20 protein-coding genes are annotated in these 19,226 nt (G+C 56.6%); 1 reads left to right on the top strand and 19 read right to left on the bottom strand.

What is annotated here, in order from left to right:
- Nucleotides 1-4 precede the first annotated feature (4 nt).
- On the bottom strand, nt 5-604 hold the full coding sequence (locus tag GS_RS11210) for a YdcF family protein (protein ID WP_010942873.1): 600 nt from the start codon (nt 602-604) through the stop codon (nt 5-7).
- Between the two features lie 91 nt (nt 605-695).
- Here GS_RS11210 and rpmB point away from each other — a divergent pair, with 91 nt between their 5' ends.
- Entirely contained in the window at nt 696-887 is a 192-nt protein-coding gene (rpmB, locus tag GS_RS11215) for a 50S ribosomal protein L28 (RefSeq protein ID WP_010942874.1), read from the top strand.
- Between the two features lie 108 nt (nt 888-995).
- Here the strand turns inward: rpmB and GS_RS11220 are convergent, their stop codons facing one another.
- The 18 genes from GS_RS11220 to rfaQ form a co-directional block, all read right to left on the bottom strand.
- Complete coding sequence (locus GS_RS11220) at nt 996-1,376, bottom strand: RidA family protein (RefSeq protein ID WP_010942875.1); 381 nt, start codon at nt 1,374-1,376, stop codon at nt 996-998.
- 10 nt (nt 1,377-1,386) lie between these two features.
- Nucleotides 1,387-3,537 (bottom strand): RelA/SpoT family protein, encoded by a 2,151-nt coding sequence (locus GS_RS11225; RefSeq protein ID WP_010942876.1) that lies wholly within the window; start codon nt 3,535-3,537, stop codon nt 1,387-1,389.
- A 59-nt stretch (nt 3,538-3,596) separates the two neighbouring features.
- The gene (rpoZ, locus tag GS_RS11230; RefSeq protein ID WP_010942877.1) at nt 3,597-3,806 is read right to left on the bottom strand and encodes a DNA-directed RNA polymerase subunit omega; all 210 of its coding nucleotides are present in this window, start codon (nt 3,804-3,806) and stop codon (nt 3,597-3,599) included.
- 80 nt (nt 3,807-3,886) lie between these two features.
- Nucleotides 3,887-4,498 carry a guanylate kinase gene (gene gmk / locus GS_RS11235; protein WP_010942878.1) on the bottom strand — a complete coding sequence of 204 codons (612 nt, stop codon included), beginning with the start codon at nt 4,496-4,498 and terminating at the stop codon, nt 3,887-3,889.
- Between the two features lie 23 nt (nt 4,499-4,521).
- Nucleotides 4,522-5,400 (bottom strand): YicC/YloC family endoribonuclease, encoded by an 879-nt coding sequence (locus GS_RS11240; RefSeq protein ID WP_010942879.1) that lies wholly within the window; start codon nt 5,398-5,400, stop codon nt 4,522-4,524.
- A 59-nt stretch (nt 5,401-5,459) separates the two neighbouring features.
- The gene (gene galE, locus GS_RS11245) at nt 5,460-6,440 is read right to left on the bottom strand and encodes a UDP-glucose 4-epimerase GalE (protein ID WP_010942880.1); all 981 of its coding nucleotides are present in this window, start codon (nt 6,438-6,440) and stop codon (nt 5,460-5,462) included.
- Nucleotides 6,441-6,459: 19 nt separating this feature from the next.
- Nucleotides 6,460-7,470, bottom strand: a complete 1,011-nt coding sequence (locus GS_RS11250) for an NAD-dependent epimerase (RefSeq protein ID WP_010942881.1) — start codon at nt 7,468-7,470, stop codon at nt 6,460-6,462.
- Nucleotides 7,471-7,525: 55 nt separating this feature from the next.
- On the bottom strand, nt 7,526-8,593 hold the full coding sequence (gene waaC / locus GS_RS11255) for a lipopolysaccharide heptosyltransferase I (RefSeq protein ID WP_010942882.1): 1,068 nt from the start codon (nt 8,591-8,593) through the stop codon (nt 7,526-7,528).
- A 9-nt stretch (nt 8,594-8,602) separates the two neighbouring features.
- On the bottom strand, nt 8,603-9,754 hold the full coding sequence (gene wecB, locus GS_RS11260; RefSeq protein WP_010942883.1) for a non-hydrolyzing UDP-N-acetylglucosamine 2-epimerase: 1,152 nt from the start codon (nt 9,752-9,754) through the stop codon (nt 8,603-8,605).
- A gap of 17 nt (nt 9,755-9,771) precedes the next feature.
- Nucleotides 9,772-10,749: a glycosyltransferase gene (locus GS_RS11265; protein WP_235044879.1), complete on the bottom strand. Its 978-nt coding sequence runs from the start codon at nt 10,747-10,749 to the stop codon at nt 9,772-9,774.
- A complete protein-coding gene (gene wecB / locus GS_RS11270) occupies nt 10,737-11,861 on the bottom strand; it encodes a non-hydrolyzing UDP-N-acetylglucosamine 2-epimerase (protein ID WP_010942885.1) in 1,125 nt (374 codons plus the stop codon). Before wecB (GS_RS11270) ends, GS_RS11265 begins: the two co-directional genes overlap by 13 nt.
- On the bottom strand, nt 11,854-12,864 hold the full coding sequence (locus GS_RS11275) for a polysaccharide biosynthesis protein (RefSeq protein ID WP_010942886.1): 1,011 nt from the start codon (nt 12,862-12,864) through the stop codon (nt 11,854-11,856). Before GS_RS11275 ends, wecB (GS_RS11270) begins: the two co-directional genes overlap by 8 nt.
- A 1-nt stretch (nt 12,865) precedes the next feature.
- The gene (locus tag GS_RS11280; RefSeq protein ID WP_010942887.1) at nt 12,866-13,780 is read right to left on the bottom strand and encodes a dTDP-4-dehydrorhamnose reductase family protein; all 915 of its coding nucleotides are present in this window, start codon (nt 13,778-13,780) and stop codon (nt 12,866-12,868) included.
- A 31-nt stretch (nt 13,781-13,811) separates the two neighbouring features.
- Entirely contained in the window at nt 13,812-14,492 is a 681-nt protein-coding gene (locus GS_RS11285) for a methionine biosynthesis protein MetW (RefSeq protein WP_010942888.1), read from the bottom strand.
- 58 nt (nt 14,493-14,550) lie between these two features.
- Complete coding sequence (locus GS_RS11290; protein WP_010942889.1) at nt 14,551-15,723, bottom strand: glycosyltransferase; 1,173 nt, start codon at nt 15,721-15,723, stop codon at nt 14,551-14,553.
- Nucleotides 15,720-16,799 (bottom strand): glycosyltransferase family 4 protein, encoded by a 1,080-nt coding sequence (locus GS_RS11295; RefSeq protein WP_010942890.1) that lies wholly within the window; start codon nt 16,797-16,799, stop codon nt 15,720-15,722. The genes GS_RS11290 and GS_RS11295 overlap by 4 nt, the downstream gene beginning before the upstream one ends.
- Nucleotides 16,800-16,848: 49 nt before the next feature.
- Nucleotides 16,849-18,111, bottom strand: coding sequence for a glycosyltransferase family 4 protein (locus tag GS_RS11300; RefSeq protein ID WP_010942891.1), 1,263 nt, complete (start codon nt 18,109-18,111; stop codon nt 16,849-16,851).
- Nucleotides 18,108-19,220, bottom strand: a complete 1,113-nt coding sequence (gene rfaQ / locus GS_RS11305; protein WP_010942892.1) for a putative lipopolysaccharide heptosyltransferase III — start codon at nt 19,218-19,220, stop codon at nt 18,108-18,110. Before rfaQ ends, GS_RS11300 begins: the two co-directional genes overlap by 4 nt.
- Nucleotides 19,221-19,226: the final 6 nt, after the last annotated feature.

A 19,226-nucleotide genomic window follows, 5' to 3' on the forward strand; every position in this document is an offset into this window, starting at 1 on the left:
GTCCCTATCTGGCCGGAATCCTCAGCTCTGCCGACGCGAAGAGGAAGAAGAACCTGAACAGGCAGTACTTGTAGAACTCACTGAAGAGAAGCCGGAAGCTCCCCTTGTCGTCCCACCACCGCTCTTTGAGATTGGTGGTATCTACCGGGTGGGGATAGATGGCGATGTCGCGCGGCAGTACCTGCCTGAAGAGAAGAGTGGCCCGTTTCATGTGGTAGCGGGAGGTGATCAGCCGGATTGAACGTACCTCTTTCCGCATGATTATCTCCCGGCCGTAGAGGGCATTTTCAAGGGTGTTGCGGGACAGGTTTTCCAGGAAAACACGGTCTGCGAGCCGCTCTCCCTCCCGGTCCCGGAACAGATCCCGCTTCTTTACCACGGGATCGACGCCGATGAGATAGAGATACGTGCCTTTGCGTTCCCGGAAGAGGCGGACTCCCTCCTCAACCCTCCCCCGTCCCCCAGCCAGAACCACGATGGCATCGGTGGTCACATCCCTCTGGCGCAGGGAGAAGGTTTTGTAGGCAAAGTCCACGAACAGCACGGCCACTATGATCAGCACTACGATGAGAAGGGATATGATCCCCCGGAAAAAGAGAGCCATCACACATCCTTGACGGAATATTTCACTTGCATTCGCACTTTCCGTCTGCTATAAAAGGGAGCTTCGAAAGCCACCCGAAGGGAGTAGAATCATGTCCAAAGTTTGCGAAATCTGCGGCAAAGGCCCCAGTTTTGGTAACAATGTCAGCCACGCTAACAACAAGACCCGCACCACGTGGCATCCGAACCTCCAGAAGGTGAAGGCCGTCCGTAATGGCAGCGTCAAGACCATCAAGGTCTGCACCCGCTGCATCCGTTCCGGCCACGTAACCAAGGCCGTCTAGACCCTTCTTTCACCACGGCACGAAATGACTGAGCCGCAGCGCGTAAGCGCGTGCGGCTTTTTGTCGTTCCAACACCGGCAGACCCCGCAGACAACCACCATCCGCCCCTTACTGACAGAGCGCGATCGCCTCGATCTCCACGAGAGCTCCCCGGGGAAGCCCTTTCACCTCCACGGTGGAACGAGCCGGCGGCGCCGCAGCAAAGCGGCTGCCGTAGACCCCGTTCACGGCGGCAAAATCGGCGAGATCCGCAAGAAAGATCGTCGTCTTCACGATGGCGTCAAATCCGAGCCCCGCCTCGGCCAGTACTGCGGCCATGTTGTCCATTACGCGCATCGTCTGAACCGTGATGTCCCCGTCGACCATTTCGCCGGTGGCGGGATCAAGGGGTATCTGACCCGACAGGAACAGGAATCCCCCTGCCCTCACCGCCTGGGAATAGGGACCGATCGCCTTGGGTGCCTGTTCTGTCGCAACAATCTCTTTCATGCTCCCCCCTTCAATTTTTCATTCGCTCGACCGAAATGACACCGCTCAGCTTCATGATGTTGTTCATTACCCGCTTCAGGTGATCCAGGTCGGTGACGTCCACTTCAAAGATATTGACCCCGCGCTTGTCGACCGTGCTTTGGATCGACGCGCTGGAGATGTTTGCTTCACAATCGGTGATGGCCTGGGTGATGTTGGCGAGAATACCCTTCTGGTCGTGACAGGAAACTCGGATTTTCACCGGCAGGGCAGCCTTGCGCTCACGGTTCCAGGTGACGGCGATACGGCGCTCCGGGTCGTTTTCCAGGGCAACGGGACAGTCGGCGGTATGGATCGTGACCCCTCTTCCCCGGGTGATGAAGCCGATGATATCGTCTCCGGGAACCGGGTTGCAGCACTTGCCGAAACGCACAAGAACATCGTCGACCCCGCCGATCTGGATGGCGCTGGGAGACGAGCCGGTGAGCTTGCCGATCATCTTCCCGATACGGGATTCCTTCTGTTCCTGGCGTTCCTGAAGCTTTTCCTCGGGAAGCAGCTTGCCGATCACCTGGTTTGCCGAGAGTTTGCCATAACCAACGGCGGCCATGACGTCATCATCGGTGGAAAGGCCGAACTCCGAGGCCACTCGCTTAATCTCTCCAGCCTTCTGCAGCTTGGCCAGATTGAGAGAATAACGCCGGAACTCCTTCTCAAGGATCTCCTTGCCGAGAGAGATGCTCCGGACCCGCTCCTCTGTCTTGATCCATGCCCGGATCTTGTTGCGGGCACGGGAGCTCTTGACGATCTTCAGCCAGTCCTTGCTCGGCGTGTGGTGCGGAGAGGTGATCACCTCCACGATATCGCCGTTCTTCAGCTCATACTTGAGGGGAACCAGCTTGCCGTTCACCTTGGCGCCCACACAGCGATGCCCGATGTCGGTGTGGATGGTATAGGCCAGATCAATGGGGGTCGACCCCTTTGGAAAACTCTTCACGTCCCCTCTGGGAGTAAAGACGTAGACCTCCTCGGGGAAAAGTTCCACCTTGACCGTATTCATGAACTCGTGGGAATCCTGAAGCTCCTGCTGCCACTCCAGCAGCTGCCTCAGCCAGGCGAACCGCTTGACCTCTTTTTCGTCGTACCCCTTCCCTTCTTTATACTTCCAGTGAGCCGCGATACCGGCTTCCGCCACCCGGTGCATGTCGGACGTGCGGATCTGGACCTCCATGCGCTCCCCGTGCGGACCGATGACCGTCGTATGGAGCGACTGGTACATGTTCCCCTTGGGCATGGCGATATAGTCTTTGAAGCGGCCAGGGATCGGCTTCCAGGTCGAATGGATGATCCCGAGGACCTCATAGCACTCCCGGATATCGTTCACCATGACCCGGATCGCCACCAGGTCATAGATCTGGTCAATGTCCACATTGCGGGCCTGCATTTTGCGCCAGATGGAGTAAAGGTGTTTGCTCCGGCCGAATACGTCACCCTTGAGGTCGTGTTCGGCAAGCTTGGAGACGATGATCTGCCGCACCTCCTCCACATAGCTTTCCCGCTCCTTCTTCTTCTTGGCAACCTTTGAAGCCAGGTCGTAGTAGATCTGTGGTTCCAGGTAACGGAAGGAAAGGTCTTCCAGCTCGCTCTTGATCCATGAAATACCGAGACGATTGGCAAGAGGAGCATAGATATCGAGGGTCTCGCGGGAGATGGAGCGCTGCTTCGGCTCGGGCTGGTACTGGAGCGTCCGCATGTTGTGGAGGCGGTCGGCGAGCTTGACGAGGATTACCCGGATGTCGTTGGCCATGGCCAGCAACATCTTGCGGAAGTTCTCGGCCTGACTCTCCTCTTTGGTCTTGAAGTGGATCTTGCCGATTTTGGTGACGCCGTCTACCAGGTTTGCCACCTCGGCGCCGAACATCCCCTCCAGCTCCTCCCGGGTCGTGAGGGTATCCTCGATGGTGTCGTGGAGCAGCCCGGTCACCACTGTCGGCACGTCGAGCTTCAGGTCAGCCAGTACGCCCGCCACCTCCATGGGGTGAACGAGATAAGGCTCTCCCGAAAGACGCGTCTGTCCCTGGTGGACCTTTGCACAGTAGACATAGGCCTTGCGGATCAGGTCCAGGTCGGCTACGGGATTGTAGGTGACGACCTTATCGAGGATATCGTTGAGCCGTATCATGGGGAAAAGACAAAAAAAGGGCGGAAGCCTGGTGCTTCTGCCCTTGGGAGGTCCTGTGATTAGCGGGAACGACGACTGGTCAGTTCGTATCCGACCTTGCCGGCGGCGATTTCGCGCAGGGAGATCACCACATTCTTGTTGGCGCCCCGGTTATCGATGAGCGGACGTGCCCCCTTGTACAGCTGCTTGACGCGCTTGGACGCCAGCATGACAAGCAGGAACCGGTTATCAACCTTGTCCAGGCAATCCTCAACGGTTACTCGTGCCATTATTACTCCTTTCGTGCAACCGGCACCCGCTGGCGACGGGGACGGTAACGTGTGTAAAATCCGACCCGCAACGGGGTCACTCAATCCATGGAAAAAATCTCTGAAACCGCATCCAGCACCCTGGCGGTACGACACTGCTCGGCAATGATGACCGATTTGAGCTCTTCCACCGCCCGGCTGAATTGATCGTTGACGATAATGTAGTCGTACCAGCGGGATTCCCGGATCTCGCCGGCAGCAGCGTTTATCCGCCGGCTGATAACCTCGTCGCTGTCCGAGGAGCGCCCGTTGAGCCGACGACGCAACTCCTCAAAGCTTGGGGGGAGAATAAAGATATAAACGCCGCCCGCAAACCGCTCCTGGAGCTGGCGTGCCCCCTGGATATCGATATCCAGGATAAGGTCCACGCCTGCGGCACGATTCTCCTCAAGGGTCCGGATGGAGGTGCCGTAGCAGTTGCCGTGAACCTCTGCCCACTCCGCGAACTCATCAGCATCGATCATCCGGTGAAACTCATCCATGGAAACAAAAAAATAGTCTTTGCCATGGATTTCGCCGGGCCGTGGCGTGCGCGTAGTGTAACTGACAGAATGCCGCAGCTGTGGAAAAATGTCAATTATTTCTCTGCACAGCGTGGTTTTACCCGCCCCCGACGGTGCCGACAGTATGTATAAAACCCCTTCACGTTTCATCAAGACCCCGCTCGTGGCAAACGCTATTCAATATTCTGGACCTGCTCGCGAATCTTCTCCAACTCGGCCTTGAGCTCCACCACCAGCGCTGCGGTGTCCGCATCTCCCGCCTTGGAACCGATGGTGTTCACCTCGCGGTTGAACTCCTGCATCAGGAAGTCGAGTTTGCGCCCCACCGGTTCGGACAGCTTCAGGGTGTCGTCGAACTGGACCAGGTGACTACGGAAACGAACCAGCTCCTCGGTAATGTCGCTGCGGTCGGCCATAAGTGCGACTTCCTGGGCGAAGCGGGTCTCGTCCAGCGTGGTTCCGCTCAGGAGTTGCGTCAACCGTTCACGCAGGCGGGCGGCGTACTCGGCAACCATGGCCGGCGCGCGCAGCGCAATCCGCTCGATGATGTCGGACAGGGTCCGGCGCCGCGCCGTCAGGTCGGCGAGCAGCGCCTCTCCCTCCCGCAGGCGCATGGTTTCCATGGCCTCCACGGCTCCTCGCACTGCGCCGAGGAGTTCACCGCGCAGGGCGTCCTCGTTGCCGTCCTCTTCCCGGGCGGACAGGACATCGCGTTGGGACAGGATGAGCGGCAGCGTCACGGGATCAGCAAGGTCGAGTTCGCGTTTCAGTTGTTCGAAGGCATCCCGATAGGCCTTGGCCAGAGGAACATTGACGTTGGGCAGGTTCTCTCCCCCCACCGCCTCCTCCCGTTGAACGAAGACCTCAATTTTTCCGCGCTTGAGCCGGTCGCCCACTGCCTTGCGAACGTCATTCTCGAAGGCAAGAAGCGTACGCGGCATCTTTACGTAAACCTCGCCGTAACGATGATTCACCGAACGAATTTCGACAATGGTGCGCCCGGTATCGGTTTCGACCACGGACTTGCCGTAGCCCGTCATGCTCTTGATCATGAATGCTCCATCTGTGTGAACTAAGATAAGGGAAGCGCGTGCGCCACCACAATCGGCCACTAGTTGCCGCTGATTTTCTTTTCCCAGCGCCAGGCATCGGCAACGATGGTTTCAAGATTATCGTAGCGGGGAGTCCAGCCGAGCAGCGTCCTGGCTCGATCCGCCCGTGCCACGAGACTGGGTGGGTCGCCCGGCCGCCGGGGAGCCTCCTCGGCAAGGAAATGAACTCCCGACACCCGGCGGACCATGTCGATCACTTCCCGGACACTGGATCCGCTGCCATAGCCAACATTGATACGGGTCGACTCGCCACCTTTTTCCAGGTACGACAGGGCGGCCAGATGAGCAGAGGCAAGATCCTCCACGTGGATGTAATCCCGGATTCCGGTGCCGTCCGGAGTCGGGTAGTCGGTGCCGAAGATGCACACCTTGTCCCGCAGCCCCAAGGCAGCCTGGCAGGAAACCTTGATGAGGTGGGTCGCCTCCGGCGTTCTCTGTCCCATGCGTGCCTGGGGATCGGCGCCTGCCACGTTGAAGTAGCGCAGGGCCACCGAGCGCATGCCGTGGGCGGCACAGACATCGCGCAGCATCCACTCGCTCATGAGCTTTGACGTGCCGTAGGGGTTGATGGGCACAGTGGCACTCTCCTCGGCGGCGACGCCGCTGTCCGGGATACCGTAGACCGCCGCGGTGCTGGAGAAGATGAAACGCTCGACACCGTGCTTCACGCAGGCACCGAGGAGGTTCAGGGTATTTCGCGTATTGTTGCCGTAATACTTGAGCGGAGCTGTGACCGACTCGGGCGCAATGATGGAGGCGGCAAAGTGGAGCACCGTTGAAAAACCGTACTCCACGAAAAGCGCGTCGAGCCGGGCGGTGTCGGACAAATCGCCCGTCACGAGCCGTTCTCCGTGGACAAGGGCATCGGGGAAGCCAGTGGAAAGATTGTCGTAGACCACCACCGTATAGCCGGCCTCCGAGAGCTGGCGGACCACATGGCTTCCAATATAGCCGGCACCGCCGGTGACCAGAACAGGCATACGTCCTCCTCTTACGGCGTCAGACGCCGTAGTATCCCCGGTACCACTCGACGAACCGCTCTATCCCCTCCCCGATGGGAGTGGCCGGCTTGAACCCCACGTCGTTCATCAGGTCATCCACGTCGGCGTAGGTGGCGGGCACGTCACCCGCCTGCAGGGGAAGCAGATTCTTCTGCGCAGTGATCCCCAGGTTCTGTTCGATGGCTTCAATGAACGCGAGAAGCTCGACCGGGTTGTTGTTGCCGATGTTGTAGATGCGATAGGGAGCGTAGCTCGTGCCGGGATCGGGTCGGGCCCCGCTCCAGGCAGGGTTGGGCTCCGGCGTGCGGTCCATGACCCGCGTCACCCCCTCGACAATGTCGTCTACATAAGTGAAATCACGCTGCATTTTGCCAAAATTATAGACATCGATGGGCCGGCCTTCGAGGATTGCCTTGGTAAAGAGGAAGAGCGCCATGTCGGGGCGCCCCCAGGGGCCGTAGACCGTGAAGAAGCGCAGGCCCGTGGTGGGCAGCCCGTAGAGGCTCGAATAGGTGTGGGCCATGAGCTCGTTGGCCTTCTTGGTGGCGGCATACAGGGAAACCGGATGATCCACGTTGTGGTGGATCGAAAACGGCATTGCCGTATTGGCACCATAGACGGAGCTGGACGATGCGTAGACCAAGTGCTTCACCCCGTGATGCCGGCACCCCTCCAGAATGTTGATGAAGCCGACCAGATTACTGTCCACGTAAGCGTGGGGGTTGGTGATGGAGTAGCGGACCCCGGCCTGGGCAGCCAGGTTCACCACCACATCGAAACGCTGGCCGGCAAAGAGATCCTCCAGGGCCGGCCGGTCTGCCAGACTGGTCCGCACAAAGCTGAATCCCTCGCGCCCCTCCAACTGGCGGAGTCGGTCCAGCTTCAGGTTCACGTCATAATAGTCGTTGAGGTTGTCGAGCCCCACCACGCGATCGCCCCGGTCAAGAAGGCGTTTCGTAAGATGAAAACCGATGAACCCGGCTGCTCCGGTGACGAGTATCGAAGACATGCACGCTATCCTTTTGATTTAACGCGTGATTGCGAAAGAGGTGCAGTGTAGCACATCACCCGGTTGATGGAAAGGGGGTCGCAAGGAGCCGGGCGATCCCGCCCATGAGGGCGTCAGCGGTGATACTGGTGCGGCAGGGAGCATCCCTGTCGCACGACTTGCGCAGGCAGGCGGTGCAGTCGAGGGGAGATTGGACGATCACGTGCTGATCACCCCGGGGACCGTTGCGGCTGCCATCGGTTGCGCGGAAGAAGGAAACCGTGGGCGTTCCCACCGCGGCAGCCATGTGGACCGGCCCCGTATCCCCCCCCACCACCACGTCAACCTTTTTGAGGAGTGCGCAGAACCCTTTGAGCGTCAGCTTGGGCAGGACCCGAACCCTGCGGCCGATCCCCGCGGCAATGGCCTCGGCGGCCTTTTTCTCCTGTTCGTTGCCCCAGGAGAGGAGGATCGTGGCATCGGGAAACATGTCGAGCGCCCTGGTCCCCAGAGCGATCCACCCTTCCTCGTGCCAAAGCTTCGTGGTCCAGGTGGTGCCGTTATGGAAGAGCAGGACAAAGCCGTCGTCGAGGGTTGCCAGAAACACCTCGGCTGCCTCGTCATCCTCCGGCGACGTGTAAATATCGGTGCTCAGCTTCATTCCGACATAGTCCCGGCCGAAGGGAACGCTGACCACCCTGAGCGCGCGACTGGAAATGTGATGGTCCTGGCGGCGGAGCGGCACCTGGTTGGTTGTGAAGTACAGGTTCAGCGACTCCCGGACACCGTCCCGGTCGAAACCGTAGCGGCGCCGGGCATCGGAAAGCCACGCTATGAGACCGCTCTTGATGTTCCCCTGCAGATCGAAGGCGATATCGTAGGCCGCTTCGCGCATCTCCCTCCGTACAGTGGCGATCTGGGTGCGCGTGGTGTCGGAGAGCGGATCGCGCCGCCATGCCTTGGTCCGGACCACATGGAGCCGGCGCAGCAGCGGATGTCCCTCAAGAATATCGCGGTTCCCCTCCTCCACCACCCAGTCGATCGCGATGCCGGGGGAAACCTGGTGGAGATAGTCGAGGACGGGCAGCGCATGGATCACATCCCCCAGAGCGGATACCTTGACGATGAGTACACGAAGCGGCATGACAGGACCTCAATCGGCAGAGGCGCCGGCACAGCGGGCGGTTCCCCACGCCTCCAGTGCGGCCGCGATCCGGCCGGCGGCCCGGCCGTCGCCGTAGGGATTGTGGGCGCGGCTCATGACCCCGTAGGCCTCTGCGTCGGACAGAAGCAGCGTGGCCTCGGCAACGATCCGGTCGAAATCCGTCCCCACGAGCCTGACCGTTCCGGCGGCCACCGCCTCGGGCCGCTCGGTCGTCTCGCGCATGACCAGGACCGGCTTGCCGAGGGAGGGAGCCTCTTCCTGCACCCCGCCGGAATCGGTGATGATCAGGTGAGCCCGGTTCATGGCGTACACAAAGGGAAGGTAGTCCAGCGGATCAACCAGGTGAATATTGGCTGCCCCCTCCCCGCCGAGGATTCTCTTCACCGGCTCCTGCACATTGGGATTCAGGTGCACCGGGTAGAGGATTTCCACGTCGTCGTGGCGGCGGGCAAGCTCCACCAGGGCGTGGCAGATGTTCTCGAACCCTTCGCCGAAATTCTCCCGCCGGTGGCCGGTGACGAGCACCAGGCGTCGGTTCGGGTCGAGGAACGAAAATCGGGCCTCCATCTCCCGGGTCAGCTTGTCGTCATGCCCGATGCGGTCGACGATCGAAAGAAGTGCGTCCACCACCGTGTTGCCGGTAACGACGATCGCCGAATCGGCAACCCCCTCCCTGAGCAGGTTTGCCCGCGCCTGCTCCGTTGGGGCAAAATGGAGATCACACACCACCCCCGCCACCTGCCGATTGATCTCCTCGGGGAATGGCGCGAACTTGTTATGAGTCCGCAGCCCCGCCTCCACGTGCCCCACCGGGATGCGCGCGTAGTAGCCGGCCAGGGCCGCCGCCATGGTCGTGGTGGTATCGCCGTGGACGAGGATGATATCGGGGGTCACCTCCCTGAGCACATTCCGCATACCCAGGAGCACATTGGCCGTCACATCGTAGAGATCCTGGCCCGGCTTCATGATGTCGAGGTCGAAATCGGGACGGAGATCGAACAGATCAAGCACCTGGTCGAGCATCTGGCGGTGCTGGGCCGTGACGCACACAAGACTGCGGAACCGGTCCGGCCGGCGCTGGAGCTCCCGCACCACCGGCGCCATCTTGATGGCTTCGGGGCGGGTTCCAAAAATGGTCATTACGTTTATTACTGTATTCACAAGGAGCGCCTCACAGTTGATCGACGAAGCTCTCTCAGATAACTTTTGAATTGCTTCTTTCTGAAATAGTATTTCAAGTATGCTACGCGTGGCAACTCTCTCAAGAGAGCGAGTCCTCCTTCGTCGCGCATGTGGCGCAGAGCCATGCTGCACGAATAATCGGCCGCACGGTATATACCGCGCTTCTTGTAGATGCCGGCCACTTCCAGAAAGAATCGCGAGGCGCCCTCATCGGGTATCGGCAGGAGCCCCCTTTCTGAGGCTTCCTCAAGAAACCATATGTGCAGGTCGTTGACCTCTTGGGAGTGAGTGGGAATTACATATGATCCCTGGTTGGAATGTGTCCGATATTTCACCAGAACTTTTCGTATCTGCTCGAACCGGTACTTCTGGGCAAAGGTGAACCAAAGTGCGTAGTCTTGAGTCGACCTCAGCGATTCGTCAAAAAAGCCGGTTTCTTCAAAACATCTCTTTGGCACCAACAATGTGCAACCATTCAGATGTCCGATTGTAATCAGGTTATACAGAAATTGCTCAGGCGGTATTTCACCCGCATTAACGGGCTTGATCACCTTCGAAAGGCAATCTATCAACTCAAAATCACTGTAAAGTATGGCATTCCTGTCATGCTCGGCAAGGTAACCTATTTGAGTTTCGATCTTATTGGGATAATAGATATCATCGTGACTCAGCCATGAAAAATACTCTCCATCCATCATCCGTATTGCAAAATTGAGGGCTGAAGCGACACCGCCGTTCTCTTTGGCAAAATATCTAATGTTTCCACCGTATGACAAGGCTATTTCGTGAGTCAATCCTCCATCACTAGACCCGTCATTAACTACTATTACCTCAATGTTACCGTATGTTTGGCCAAGCGCACTATCTATAGCCTCACGCATGTAGTCAGAGCCATTATATACAGGTATGACTATAGACACCTTTGGATAAAATTGCTCCATCATTTGCACCATATCGTCCTGTTAATGTAGTCAACGTAACTAAAAATGATCCTCACAACTTTCATGGAAACGTTGTCAACGTCATAGTCTTGAACAATTCTGAACGGTCTCTTGCCGTCGGAATAATGGGCCATGGCAATCTCAATGGCGTTCAGAACCCTGCCAGGCGTAAGCCCGCACATGATCAACGTCCCCTCGTCCATCCCCTCGGGACGTTCATGTGCTTGCCGAATAGTAACAGCAGGGAAACAGAGAATCGAAGACTCCTCTGTGATAGTGCCACTGTCAGAGAGAACGCACGCGGCGTTCGTCTGCAATTTTACATAATCGAAGAAGCCGAAGGGCTTACAGAACTGAATAAGCCCGTTCAATTCGTTTGGGGGCGAGGACTGAAGCCTTTTCATGGTCCGTGGATGGGTCGAAACGACAACCTTCTTGCGATACGTGGCGGCCACAGCATTGAGAGAGGCAAGCAGATCCCTGAAATTGCGTTCGGAGTCGATATTTTCCTCTCGATGCGCGCTCACCACAAAGTACTCGCCAGGTACGAGGTCCATCTCGCTCAGAACCCGCGACCCGTCAATTTTTTTACGGTAATAGACAAACACCTCTTTCATGGACGACCCGACCTTGATTATCGTTTCGGGCCGTACTCCCTCATCGAGCAGATAGCGCCGTGCATGCTCGGTGAGAGGCATATTTATATCACTCAGGTGATCGACGATTTTGCGGTTGATCTCCTCGGGAACTCGCTGGTCGAAGCAACGGTTCCCCGCCTCCATGTGGAATACCGGAATCTTGCAACGCTTTGCGGAGATGACGGAGAGACAACTGTTTGTATCGCCATAGAGCAGAACGGCGTCAGGTTTTTCCTTTGTCATCACGACGTCTGATTTGGCAATCACGTTGCCGATGGTTTCCGCTGTGGTTTGGCCCACGGCATTGAGAAAATGGTCAGGTTTCTTGATGCCGAGTTCCCTGAAGAAAATCTCGTTCAGTTCGTAATCATAGTTCTGACCAGTATGAACCAGTACATGGTTTGCGTGCTGTTCAAGCTCACCTATCACGCGGCAAAGCTTGATGATCTCCGGCCTGGTGCCGACTATAGTCATGACTTTAAGCATTGAGTTCGCCTCTAATATAGTCAAGCTTGAGGAGCAGCTCTTTAACCCCTTCAACATCCAATCTCGTAGTGTTGTGCGAAGTGTAGTCGTCCTTGAGCGATATTTTTTCTTCCCCCTCGACGAAATACTTATTGTAGTTCAAATCGCGGCTGTCTGACGGGATGCGGTAATACGTTCCCAGATCCTCGGCCCTGACCATCTCCTCTCTCGTCACGAGTGTCTCGTAGAGCTTCTCGCCATGCCGGGTTCCGATGATCTTGATCTCGTTACCGGCGCTGAACAATTCCTTCAACGCCTGGGCAAGATCCCTGATGGTAGAGGCCGGAGATTTCTGGACGAGGATATCACCCGAGTTCGCGTGAGCAAATGCGTAGAGGACCAGATCAACCGAATCCTCCAAAGACATGAGGAAGCGTGTCATGTTCGGGTCCGTGAGAGTTAGGCTCTTGCCTTCCTTGATTTGTTGCACAAACAAGGGGATAACCGACCCGCGTGAAGCCATTACATTGCCGTAGCGGGTTGCGCAAAGAACCGTTCTGGTTATGTCGGTCGTCCGCGACTTTGCCACCATCAGCTTTTCCATCATGGCTTTCGACAGTCCCATGGCATTTATCGGGTATACTGCCTTGTCGGTGCTCAGAACGATTACCTTTTTCACATGGTTTGCAATTGAAGCGTTAAGGACGTTCTCGGCACCAAGGATGTTCGTCCTGACAGCCTCCATAGGGTAGAATTCACATGATGGCACCTGCTTGAGGGCTGCCGCATGAAAAACGTAATCCACACCTTTCATTGCAGAGTCAAGACTGTCATAATCTCTGACGTCGCCGATATAAAACTTGAGCCTGTCATTGTTCAGGGCAATGCGCATGTCTTCCTGCTTCTTCTCATCGCGGCTGAAAATGCGCACCTCACTGATACGTGTGTCGAGAAAACGCTTCAGAACGGCATTACCGAAAGAACCGGTCCCACCGGTGATAAGCAGCACTTTATTCCTGAACATCCTAATGGCTCCCCTCCCGCAATTTATGTCGATACCATGGTGATGTCACGTAGTCGTTGTGCATTTCCGCAATCAGTTCCGGCCATGCGGGCGCGCTATAGCCCGTGGCATTCCTGAATTTATCCGAGTTCAGCGACCGGTAACAATGAAAATCACCGAAGGGGATGATTTCGATCTTCTTGCCGTACTGCGCGGCGATCAGTTCCAGTAACTCATACTTCGATATGGGTTCCGACGCCACCTGATAAAGTCCCTTCAGATTCATATCACAAATAATGTATTTCTCGATTATTCGTGCGATCTCAATCGTAGGAAACCCGGTGTATATCGCATTGGTGAAACCTTTGACCGGTCCCTTCCGAGAAAGGAACCACTCCACGAGACCGTATCCTCCTTTCAACTCATGGCCGATGATGGAGGTGCGCAAGGTTACGCAGTGGTCGGAGGTCACTTCGCCGAGAAACTTGCTGCGCCCATACAGGTCCGTAGCGTCTGACCGGTCGGTTTCGCGATAATCACCTTTCTCTCCGGAAAAAACGCAGTCCGTGCTGATGTGGACGAGCCGAGCCCCGGCGGCCTTGCATGCAACCGCGAGCCGGTGGGGGAAAAGTGCGTTGGTTGCAATACAGACGACCGGATCCTCTGCGGCTGGCAGCTGCTTGATTACTCCAACGCAATTGATGACCACGTCCGGCTTTATCTGCGCAAGAACTGCAAGCACTGAATCGAAGTTATCAGCATCAATTCCGCCATGAATTTTCAACAGATGATCGTCAGTGAACCATCGCGACAATTCTGAAACGCTACGGACAGTCGCATGAGTATCAAGCTTGTCGTTCTCAAATAAACGACCGAACAAAGTATGCCCCAGCATGCCGCTGGCCCCGACAATCAGCACATTAATTCTGTGGCTCATGAACTCTCCACTTGTAACACTGTCTCAAGCGCTATCTTGTAAGCTTTGACATCTTCTTGAACGTGTAGTCAACAAGAGAATACATTTTTTGCTTAACTGACAGAACACCCTGTCCTGTGGACAATTCATCGTCAAACGTCTTGATAGCCCAAAGTGCCCCAAAAGGCTTTTCGAGTTCATTCCCCATACTGTCGCTTTTATGAAATACTTCGGCTGCAACAATATCCCACGTTTCGTCGAAATCGTCCGGCTGCCAGCCGGACTTGTGCTCCTGCCACGCTCCGCCATCGAGCCCCCACGCGTCCTTTCCGTCTGGATGGCTCTGGGGCATAAATCCCAGAGGAGTGAACAGGGCGATCTGTCTGCGAGCAATACGCTCTGTGGCCCTCAGAAGATTGACAGCCTCCTCCTTCTCCAGATGCTCGATTACGTCGTTCAGGATGACCGTATCGACCGACTTGGGAGGAAACAGTCTCACGGTTTCGGCCCAAGTGGCATTTATCACCACATAGTTCCTATCGGTCCTCTCCTTGATAAGAGTCTGAAGGTGTTCGACATATTGTCCAAAAGGTTCGCAACAGATATGTACCAGCGGCCGGAGGAACTGTTGGGGCCTGATGCCGCAACCTATGTCCATCAGCACTCTGACGTGCTGGAGTTTCTTTATCGCTTCCGGGAAAAGCTTGCCGGCTTCCACCCATGTGACGGCCATACGGGACCTCCCTATCTTTACGGACATATTTCATGTAAAAACTGCGCCAACACCACTGTCATTCGCACCGCGAAGGAGAAAGAATGCTGCGAAGCCTTTGGGCAAGCGCGGGTATTTCCATGTCGGCACGCCCCTTCAGAATGTTCTGCCGCTGGCTTTCATACTCTTCGTACGGCGGTGAGTCAAGAAGGCTGAGCACCGTGCGCTTGAGTTCCCCATAATTATCGCACAGATAGCCGATATTGCCCATCCGCTCGAAATAGGACTCAAAAAAAGGGTTCCTGAGCGCGATGACTGGCTTCAGGTAGGAAAAGGCATCGAAAAGAACGCCGCTCGCCGTCAAGGTATATGTTTCTGGTTTGTGAAAAAAAATGGCATAGTCGATGCTACGGACGTGCAACGCATAGTCCTGCGGCGAAAGGGGAGCATCCGGCGACGGCAGTTCCACATCATCGCTCAGCAGCCCCCTCAGTTTCCTGTCGATTATGGGGCCGATGCATACAAATCTGGAGCAGAAACTCGTCCGGGTCTTCTGGATCTCATGGGCGAGTCTCAGAAATTCGTGGGACCCTTTTACCTTGCGCAGGACGCCGAGAGCTCCGAAGGTGATGCTGTTTCCAGCAAATGGGGAGTATTTCACTGCGGGCTCAAAATGGTAGGGATGGTCGATGCTGGTAACATAGGGGGCAAGGGATGGGACCCGATCCAGCAGTTCCCGCTTGATCGAGTCTCCCAACACGATGTATGTCAACCGATCGCAATTGCCTCGCAGCAGCCAGTTCCGGAACGTGTCGCGATTTTTCCAGGGAAGAAGCGAAGGGCGTTCGGCGACAGAGGAGAGAATACTATGCATCACCATCAAGCACTTGACGCCTGGAAATGCAGGGAACTGTAATTTCACCGCCCTGAGCGTTTCATTACTTATACAGGTGAAGACAACCCTGGAAGCTCCAGAGCGTTCGGCACGTTCGAACAGCATCCTGACAAGCCGGTGCTCCAGCTCGAAACGCTCAGCCTTGATGCTCTTGCGCTTCGGGATATCGATCGGCTCGAATTGTATCGCTTTTCGACTACTGACAAGGGTTTCTGCACCAACAAATCCGAGATGGTCCCTCTCGGCCAGGAAAACGATTTCTTCCTCGGGACAAGCATGGCTGATCACAAGCAGCATCGCCGCATTGAACGACGAGTGCTCGAAACCGTGACAGACTGGTTCACAGACCAGGATCATCGCCCTCTCCCGCCATGCGACTCCCCATGTTCGCCATCAACATTCCAAAGTCTGTAATAGTCCTCCTTGACCTTGGTCCAGGAGTTCTCCAGAGAGTAGCGGTATGCCCGTTCAGTCTTTTCCCGGTCCAGAAGGGCCTCGTCGACGCACCGCGCCACCTCTTTACTATCGCGCGCAATCCACATCAACCGGCGGCTGTCTGGCATCATTTCAAGATAGTCTTTCTTGAGTTCGTTATCGTACACGGCCACGACCGGCTTCTTTCGGGAAAAAGCCTCCAGGATGCCCAGATACCCCGAGGTGAAGACGACTTTTGCATCTGTAACGTAAGGGAGGGGGTTCTCCACGAGTCCGAGGAATTCCACGTTGCGAAGTCCTGTGTGACAGACGAAGTCTTCAAGCTCTTTCTTCATCGCTCCGTCGCCGCAGATGACCAGCCGAAGTTCTGGATGGTCGCGTACGATCCACTCCCAGGCTCTGAGATAGGAGTCGATGCCGGAATCCTTGGCAAGCCGTCCCACAAATACGACGCTGTTTTCATGAGCTTCGGGCAGGGAAGACCTGTGAACACCGCCATAGGTTACAACATCGGCACGTGTACCATACCATTTTTCGATAAAGTGCCCAACGCACATGGTTCCATCCGCAAGACGCGCTGCCAGTTTCCGCCTTGCGACGATCTTGTCCTTGGGAGGAAAATGTCCCTCCCATCCATGGAAGGTTATATAGACCTTCTTGCCAAGGACCCTGAGAATCGGGTAAATCCAGAGGCCATAACGCCACATGGTCGCAACGTCGTGAAAATTAACGATATCGGCTTTGAGAAACCTGCCAGACACCCCTGCAACCTGCAAGACCCGCTCTAATCCCGTGAACAGCTTGGTCTGTGGCTTGTTCAGCCTGACAACCTCGATATTTCCTTCCCGTTCGAAGTCCCCGTAGGAGCTGTCATGCTTGGGAACGAGAATGGTTATCGAATGGCCATCCTTCTGGAGTTCGAGCGACACCTCGCGGACGTGTCTTTCCACGCCGCCGATGTGAGGATAGTAGTTGGGTGCCACAAACAACACGCGCATGCTTCGCCTTTTTCCCGGAACATAACGTTCCCAAAAGAGTTGAGCCCAATCAGTTTTTTAGGATGGAATCGGCTATCGCGACAAGCCTGCCAACCGCCGCCTTCACCGTGTAAGGAGATATGGCCATCTCGCGCCTTCCTCCCTCCTGCCACTCGTAGATCATCTCCATGAGCCCCTGCTTGACCGCGACGGGGTCATCCGCAGCCAGCGGCCTGTGCCCCAGCTCCGCAAGCATCCGCGAGAGTTCGGGATTCCTGTGGAGCAGCCCCAGTATCGGCTTGGCCATATGGAAGTACTCATAGGTCTTCGAGGGAATCGTTTCCGCCGAGATGTCCTCGGTATTCTGAATGAGCAACAGCACATCGCAGTCCGCCATGGCCGACAGGGCCTCATTACGGGAAACCCGACCCCGGTTCCTCACAACCCCGGAAACAGGAAAATTGTCGACAAGCTCGCACGATACCCGGTCGCTCGTCCCGTACTGGTCGAAGCGAACGATTTCGGCAAGTTCCGGGCGATTACTCAAGAACATCTCCAGTCCCCGGAGGAACACGCTGAGATTGCGAGACCCGCCAAGCGAGCCGAAATGGGCGATGCGCCAGGTGTCCCGGCAGCAAGGGCGAGAGTCGTCATATTCCGGCGTGGCCGGTTCTGCGCCGGCGTAAATCACATATCCCTTGTCACCAAGCTCAGTCCTTTTGGATGCGTGTTCACGGGCGGCTTCGGTGAGATAAATCACCGCGGATGCTCGTGCACATACCACTCGCTCGACAAAAGCGTAGACGGCGTAAGCGCGTTTGCTTCTCTTCCAGTCGCGAAAAACGAGGGGATCCTGAAACTCGGCAATCCATGGGAGCCCTGTGAAACGTGAAACAAAGAAAGCGGCCATGTGGGCACTTGCCGCACCGCCCGTCGAGTAGATGAGCTCGGGTTTGTGCTCCTTGCACAGACGCCCTCCCGCGAAAGCGGCGAGGGGGAACCACCACCATTGGCTATCGAGATCGATCAACAGCTTTTCGAGTGCATAAAGAGGAAAAAGCAGCAGATTCAAGAGAGGATACAGCAGCGCAACCAGTCGACTCTTCCTCCTCAGGTGCCGCAACTCATAGCGAATCCCGGAGGGGGCCACGGACGGAACCCGTACATGCGCGAGGGACTCGTGGCCCGCGCCGCAGATGCCAGTGAGCATCACGGGTTCAATACCGTTTTCGAGGAGATAAGAGAGCCGGTCATCCACATGCTGCGCACATGCCATCCCGTCGATTTTCGAGAAATATGAAACGACCAGCCAGCGTCTTACCCTATGGTTCATTTCGACTCCCGGTCCGCGCAGCGGGCAGATACGACCTGATCGACACGACCCATCACTTCGTCCACCTCTATTTCGAGAATGCAGGCGCTCTCCTCTCCCCTTCCCCCACAGCCCGCTTCCCCGCACGGAACACACTCCCGATCCTCCTTACGGACAACGATGATCCGGCCGCCTGAAAGCGGAGGCACCTGCTCAAGGGGACCTTGATTGTCCCAAGGGAACCAGCGATTCAATTCGGTGGGGCCATAGAGGGCAACGAGAGGGATGCCGGCTGCTGCCGCCATGTGAGTCACCGCCGTATCGAGACCGATGTAGAGGGATGCGCCTGAAAGAAGACACGCCATCTGATTAAGACTAAACTCCCCCTTTATCACTAAAGGCGCATGGCGGCAGAGCCCGGCCCCCTGCTGGACCATCGATACTTCCACTGCCGATGGGGAGGCCGTCCATACCGGCCTCAAACCGTAACGCTCTGCAACGCGGTCGCTCAATTCGGCAAATTTTTCCATGGTCCAGAGCTTGTAACGCCAGCGTGCAAAGGGATGGATGACAAAGTAGGCCCCGTCGAGTCTCGCTTTTTCCAACACCTGGCGCACCCGCCCGGCGTCGGCTGCATCCCAGTGAACAGATGCGCTGAGCCGGTCTGCCGCCAGCCCGAGTGCATCCGCGACGGACTTGCACAGCAGAGCCACATGATTCTGACAGGGAAGCGGGATGAGGCGATGAAAGAGCATTTTCTTCCATAAAGCCTGACCAAAATTGTCTCCGAGAGTGAAACCGACCCTCGTCTTTTTCCCGGCCAGCAGAGCGGCAAAGCTTCCCCGATCCGAGGCGTTCATATTGATTGCCAGGTCATACCTCCGGAAAATATCCCGGAAGTAGCCGCCTTCCCGCGCCCCACCGGCAGCTACCGAGCCCTTCTCCGAATAGATGACCCGCCTGACCCGTGGGTCCTTTTCCAGAAACTCGCCGGTACCCCGGTTCACCAGAAAGTCGATGGCTGCGTCAGGGAATGCATTTTTCAGGATGCCGATGAGCGGCGTGGTCAGGATGACATCGCCGATGAGCCGGATATTGATGATGAGTATGGAGGAGGGTGATGCGGTCACGATATG

The organism is Geobacter sulfurreducens PCA (assembly GCF_000007985.2).
Classification (GTDB): Bacteria; Desulfobacterota; Desulfuromonadia; order Geobacterales; family Geobacteraceae; genus Geobacter; species Geobacter sulfurreducens.

Excerpts from the sequence above, each read along its gene's own strand:
- GS_RS11210 (WP_010942873.1), bottom strand. The coding sequence starts at position 604 with ATGGCTCTCTTTTTCCGGGGGATCATATCCCTTCTCATCGTAGTGCTG.
- rpmB (WP_010942874.1), top strand. The coding sequence starts at position 696 with ATGTCCAAAGTTTGCGAAATCTGCGGCAAAGGCCCCAGTTTTGGTAAC.
- GS_RS11220 (WP_010942875.1), bottom strand. The coding sequence starts at position 1,376 with ATGAAAGAGATTGTTGCGACAGAACAGGCACCCAAGGCGATCGGTCCC.
- GS_RS11225 (WP_010942876.1), bottom strand. The coding sequence starts at position 3,537 with ATGATACGGCTCAACGATATCCTCGATAAGGTCGTCACCTACAATCCC.
- rpoZ (WP_010942877.1), bottom strand. The coding sequence starts at position 3,806 with ATGGCACGAGTAACCGTTGAGGATTGCCTGGACAAGGTTGATAACCGG.
- gmk (WP_010942878.1), bottom strand. The coding sequence starts at position 4,498 with ATGAAACGTGAAGGGGTTTTATACATACTGTCGGCACCGTCGGGGGCG.
- GS_RS11240 (WP_010942879.1), bottom strand. The coding sequence starts at position 5,400 with ATGATCAAGAGCATGACGGGCTACGGCAAGTCCGTGGTCGAAACCGAT.
- galE (WP_010942880.1), bottom strand. The coding sequence starts at position 6,440 with ATGCCTGTTCTGGTCACCGGCGGTGCCGGCTATATTGGAAGCCATGTG.
- GS_RS11250 (WP_010942881.1), bottom strand. The coding sequence starts at position 7,470 with ATGTCTTCGATACTCGTCACCGGAGCAGCCGGGTTCATCGGTTTTCAT.
- waaC (WP_010942882.1), bottom strand. The coding sequence starts at position 8,593 with ATGCCGCTTCGTGTACTCATCGTCAAGGTATCCGCTCTGGGGGATGTG.
- wecB (WP_010942883.1), bottom strand. The coding sequence starts at position 9,754 with ATGACCATTTTTGGAACCCGCCCCGAAGCCATCAAGATGGCGCCGGTG.
- GS_RS11265 (WP_235044879.1), bottom strand. The coding sequence starts at position 10,749 with ATGGTGCAAATGATGGAGCAATTTTATCCAAAGGTGTCTATAGTCATA.
- wecB (WP_010942885.1), bottom strand. The coding sequence starts at position 11,861 with ATGCTTAAAGTCATGACTATAGTCGGCACCAGGCCGGAGATCATCAAG.
- GS_RS11275 (WP_010942886.1), bottom strand. The coding sequence starts at position 12,864 with ATGTTCAGGAATAAAGTGCTGCTTATCACCGGTGGGACCGGTTCTTTC.
- GS_RS11280 (WP_010942887.1), bottom strand. The coding sequence starts at position 13,780 with ATGAGCCACAGAATTAATGTGCTGATTGTCGGGGCCAGCGGCATGCTG.
- GS_RS11285 (WP_010942888.1), bottom strand. The coding sequence starts at position 14,492 with ATGGCCGTCACATGGGTGGAAGCCGGCAAGCTTTTCCCGGAAGCGATA.
- GS_RS11290 (WP_010942889.1), bottom strand. The coding sequence starts at position 15,723 with ATGATCCTGGTCTGTGAACCAGTCTGTCACGGTTTCGAGCACTCGTCG.
- GS_RS11295 (WP_010942890.1), bottom strand. The coding sequence starts at position 16,799 with ATGCGCGTGTTGTTTGTGGCACCCAACTACTATCCTCACATCGGCGGC.
- GS_RS11300 (WP_010942891.1), bottom strand. The coding sequence starts at position 18,111 with ATGAACCATAGGGTAAGACGCTGGCTGGTCGTTTCATATTTCTCGAAA.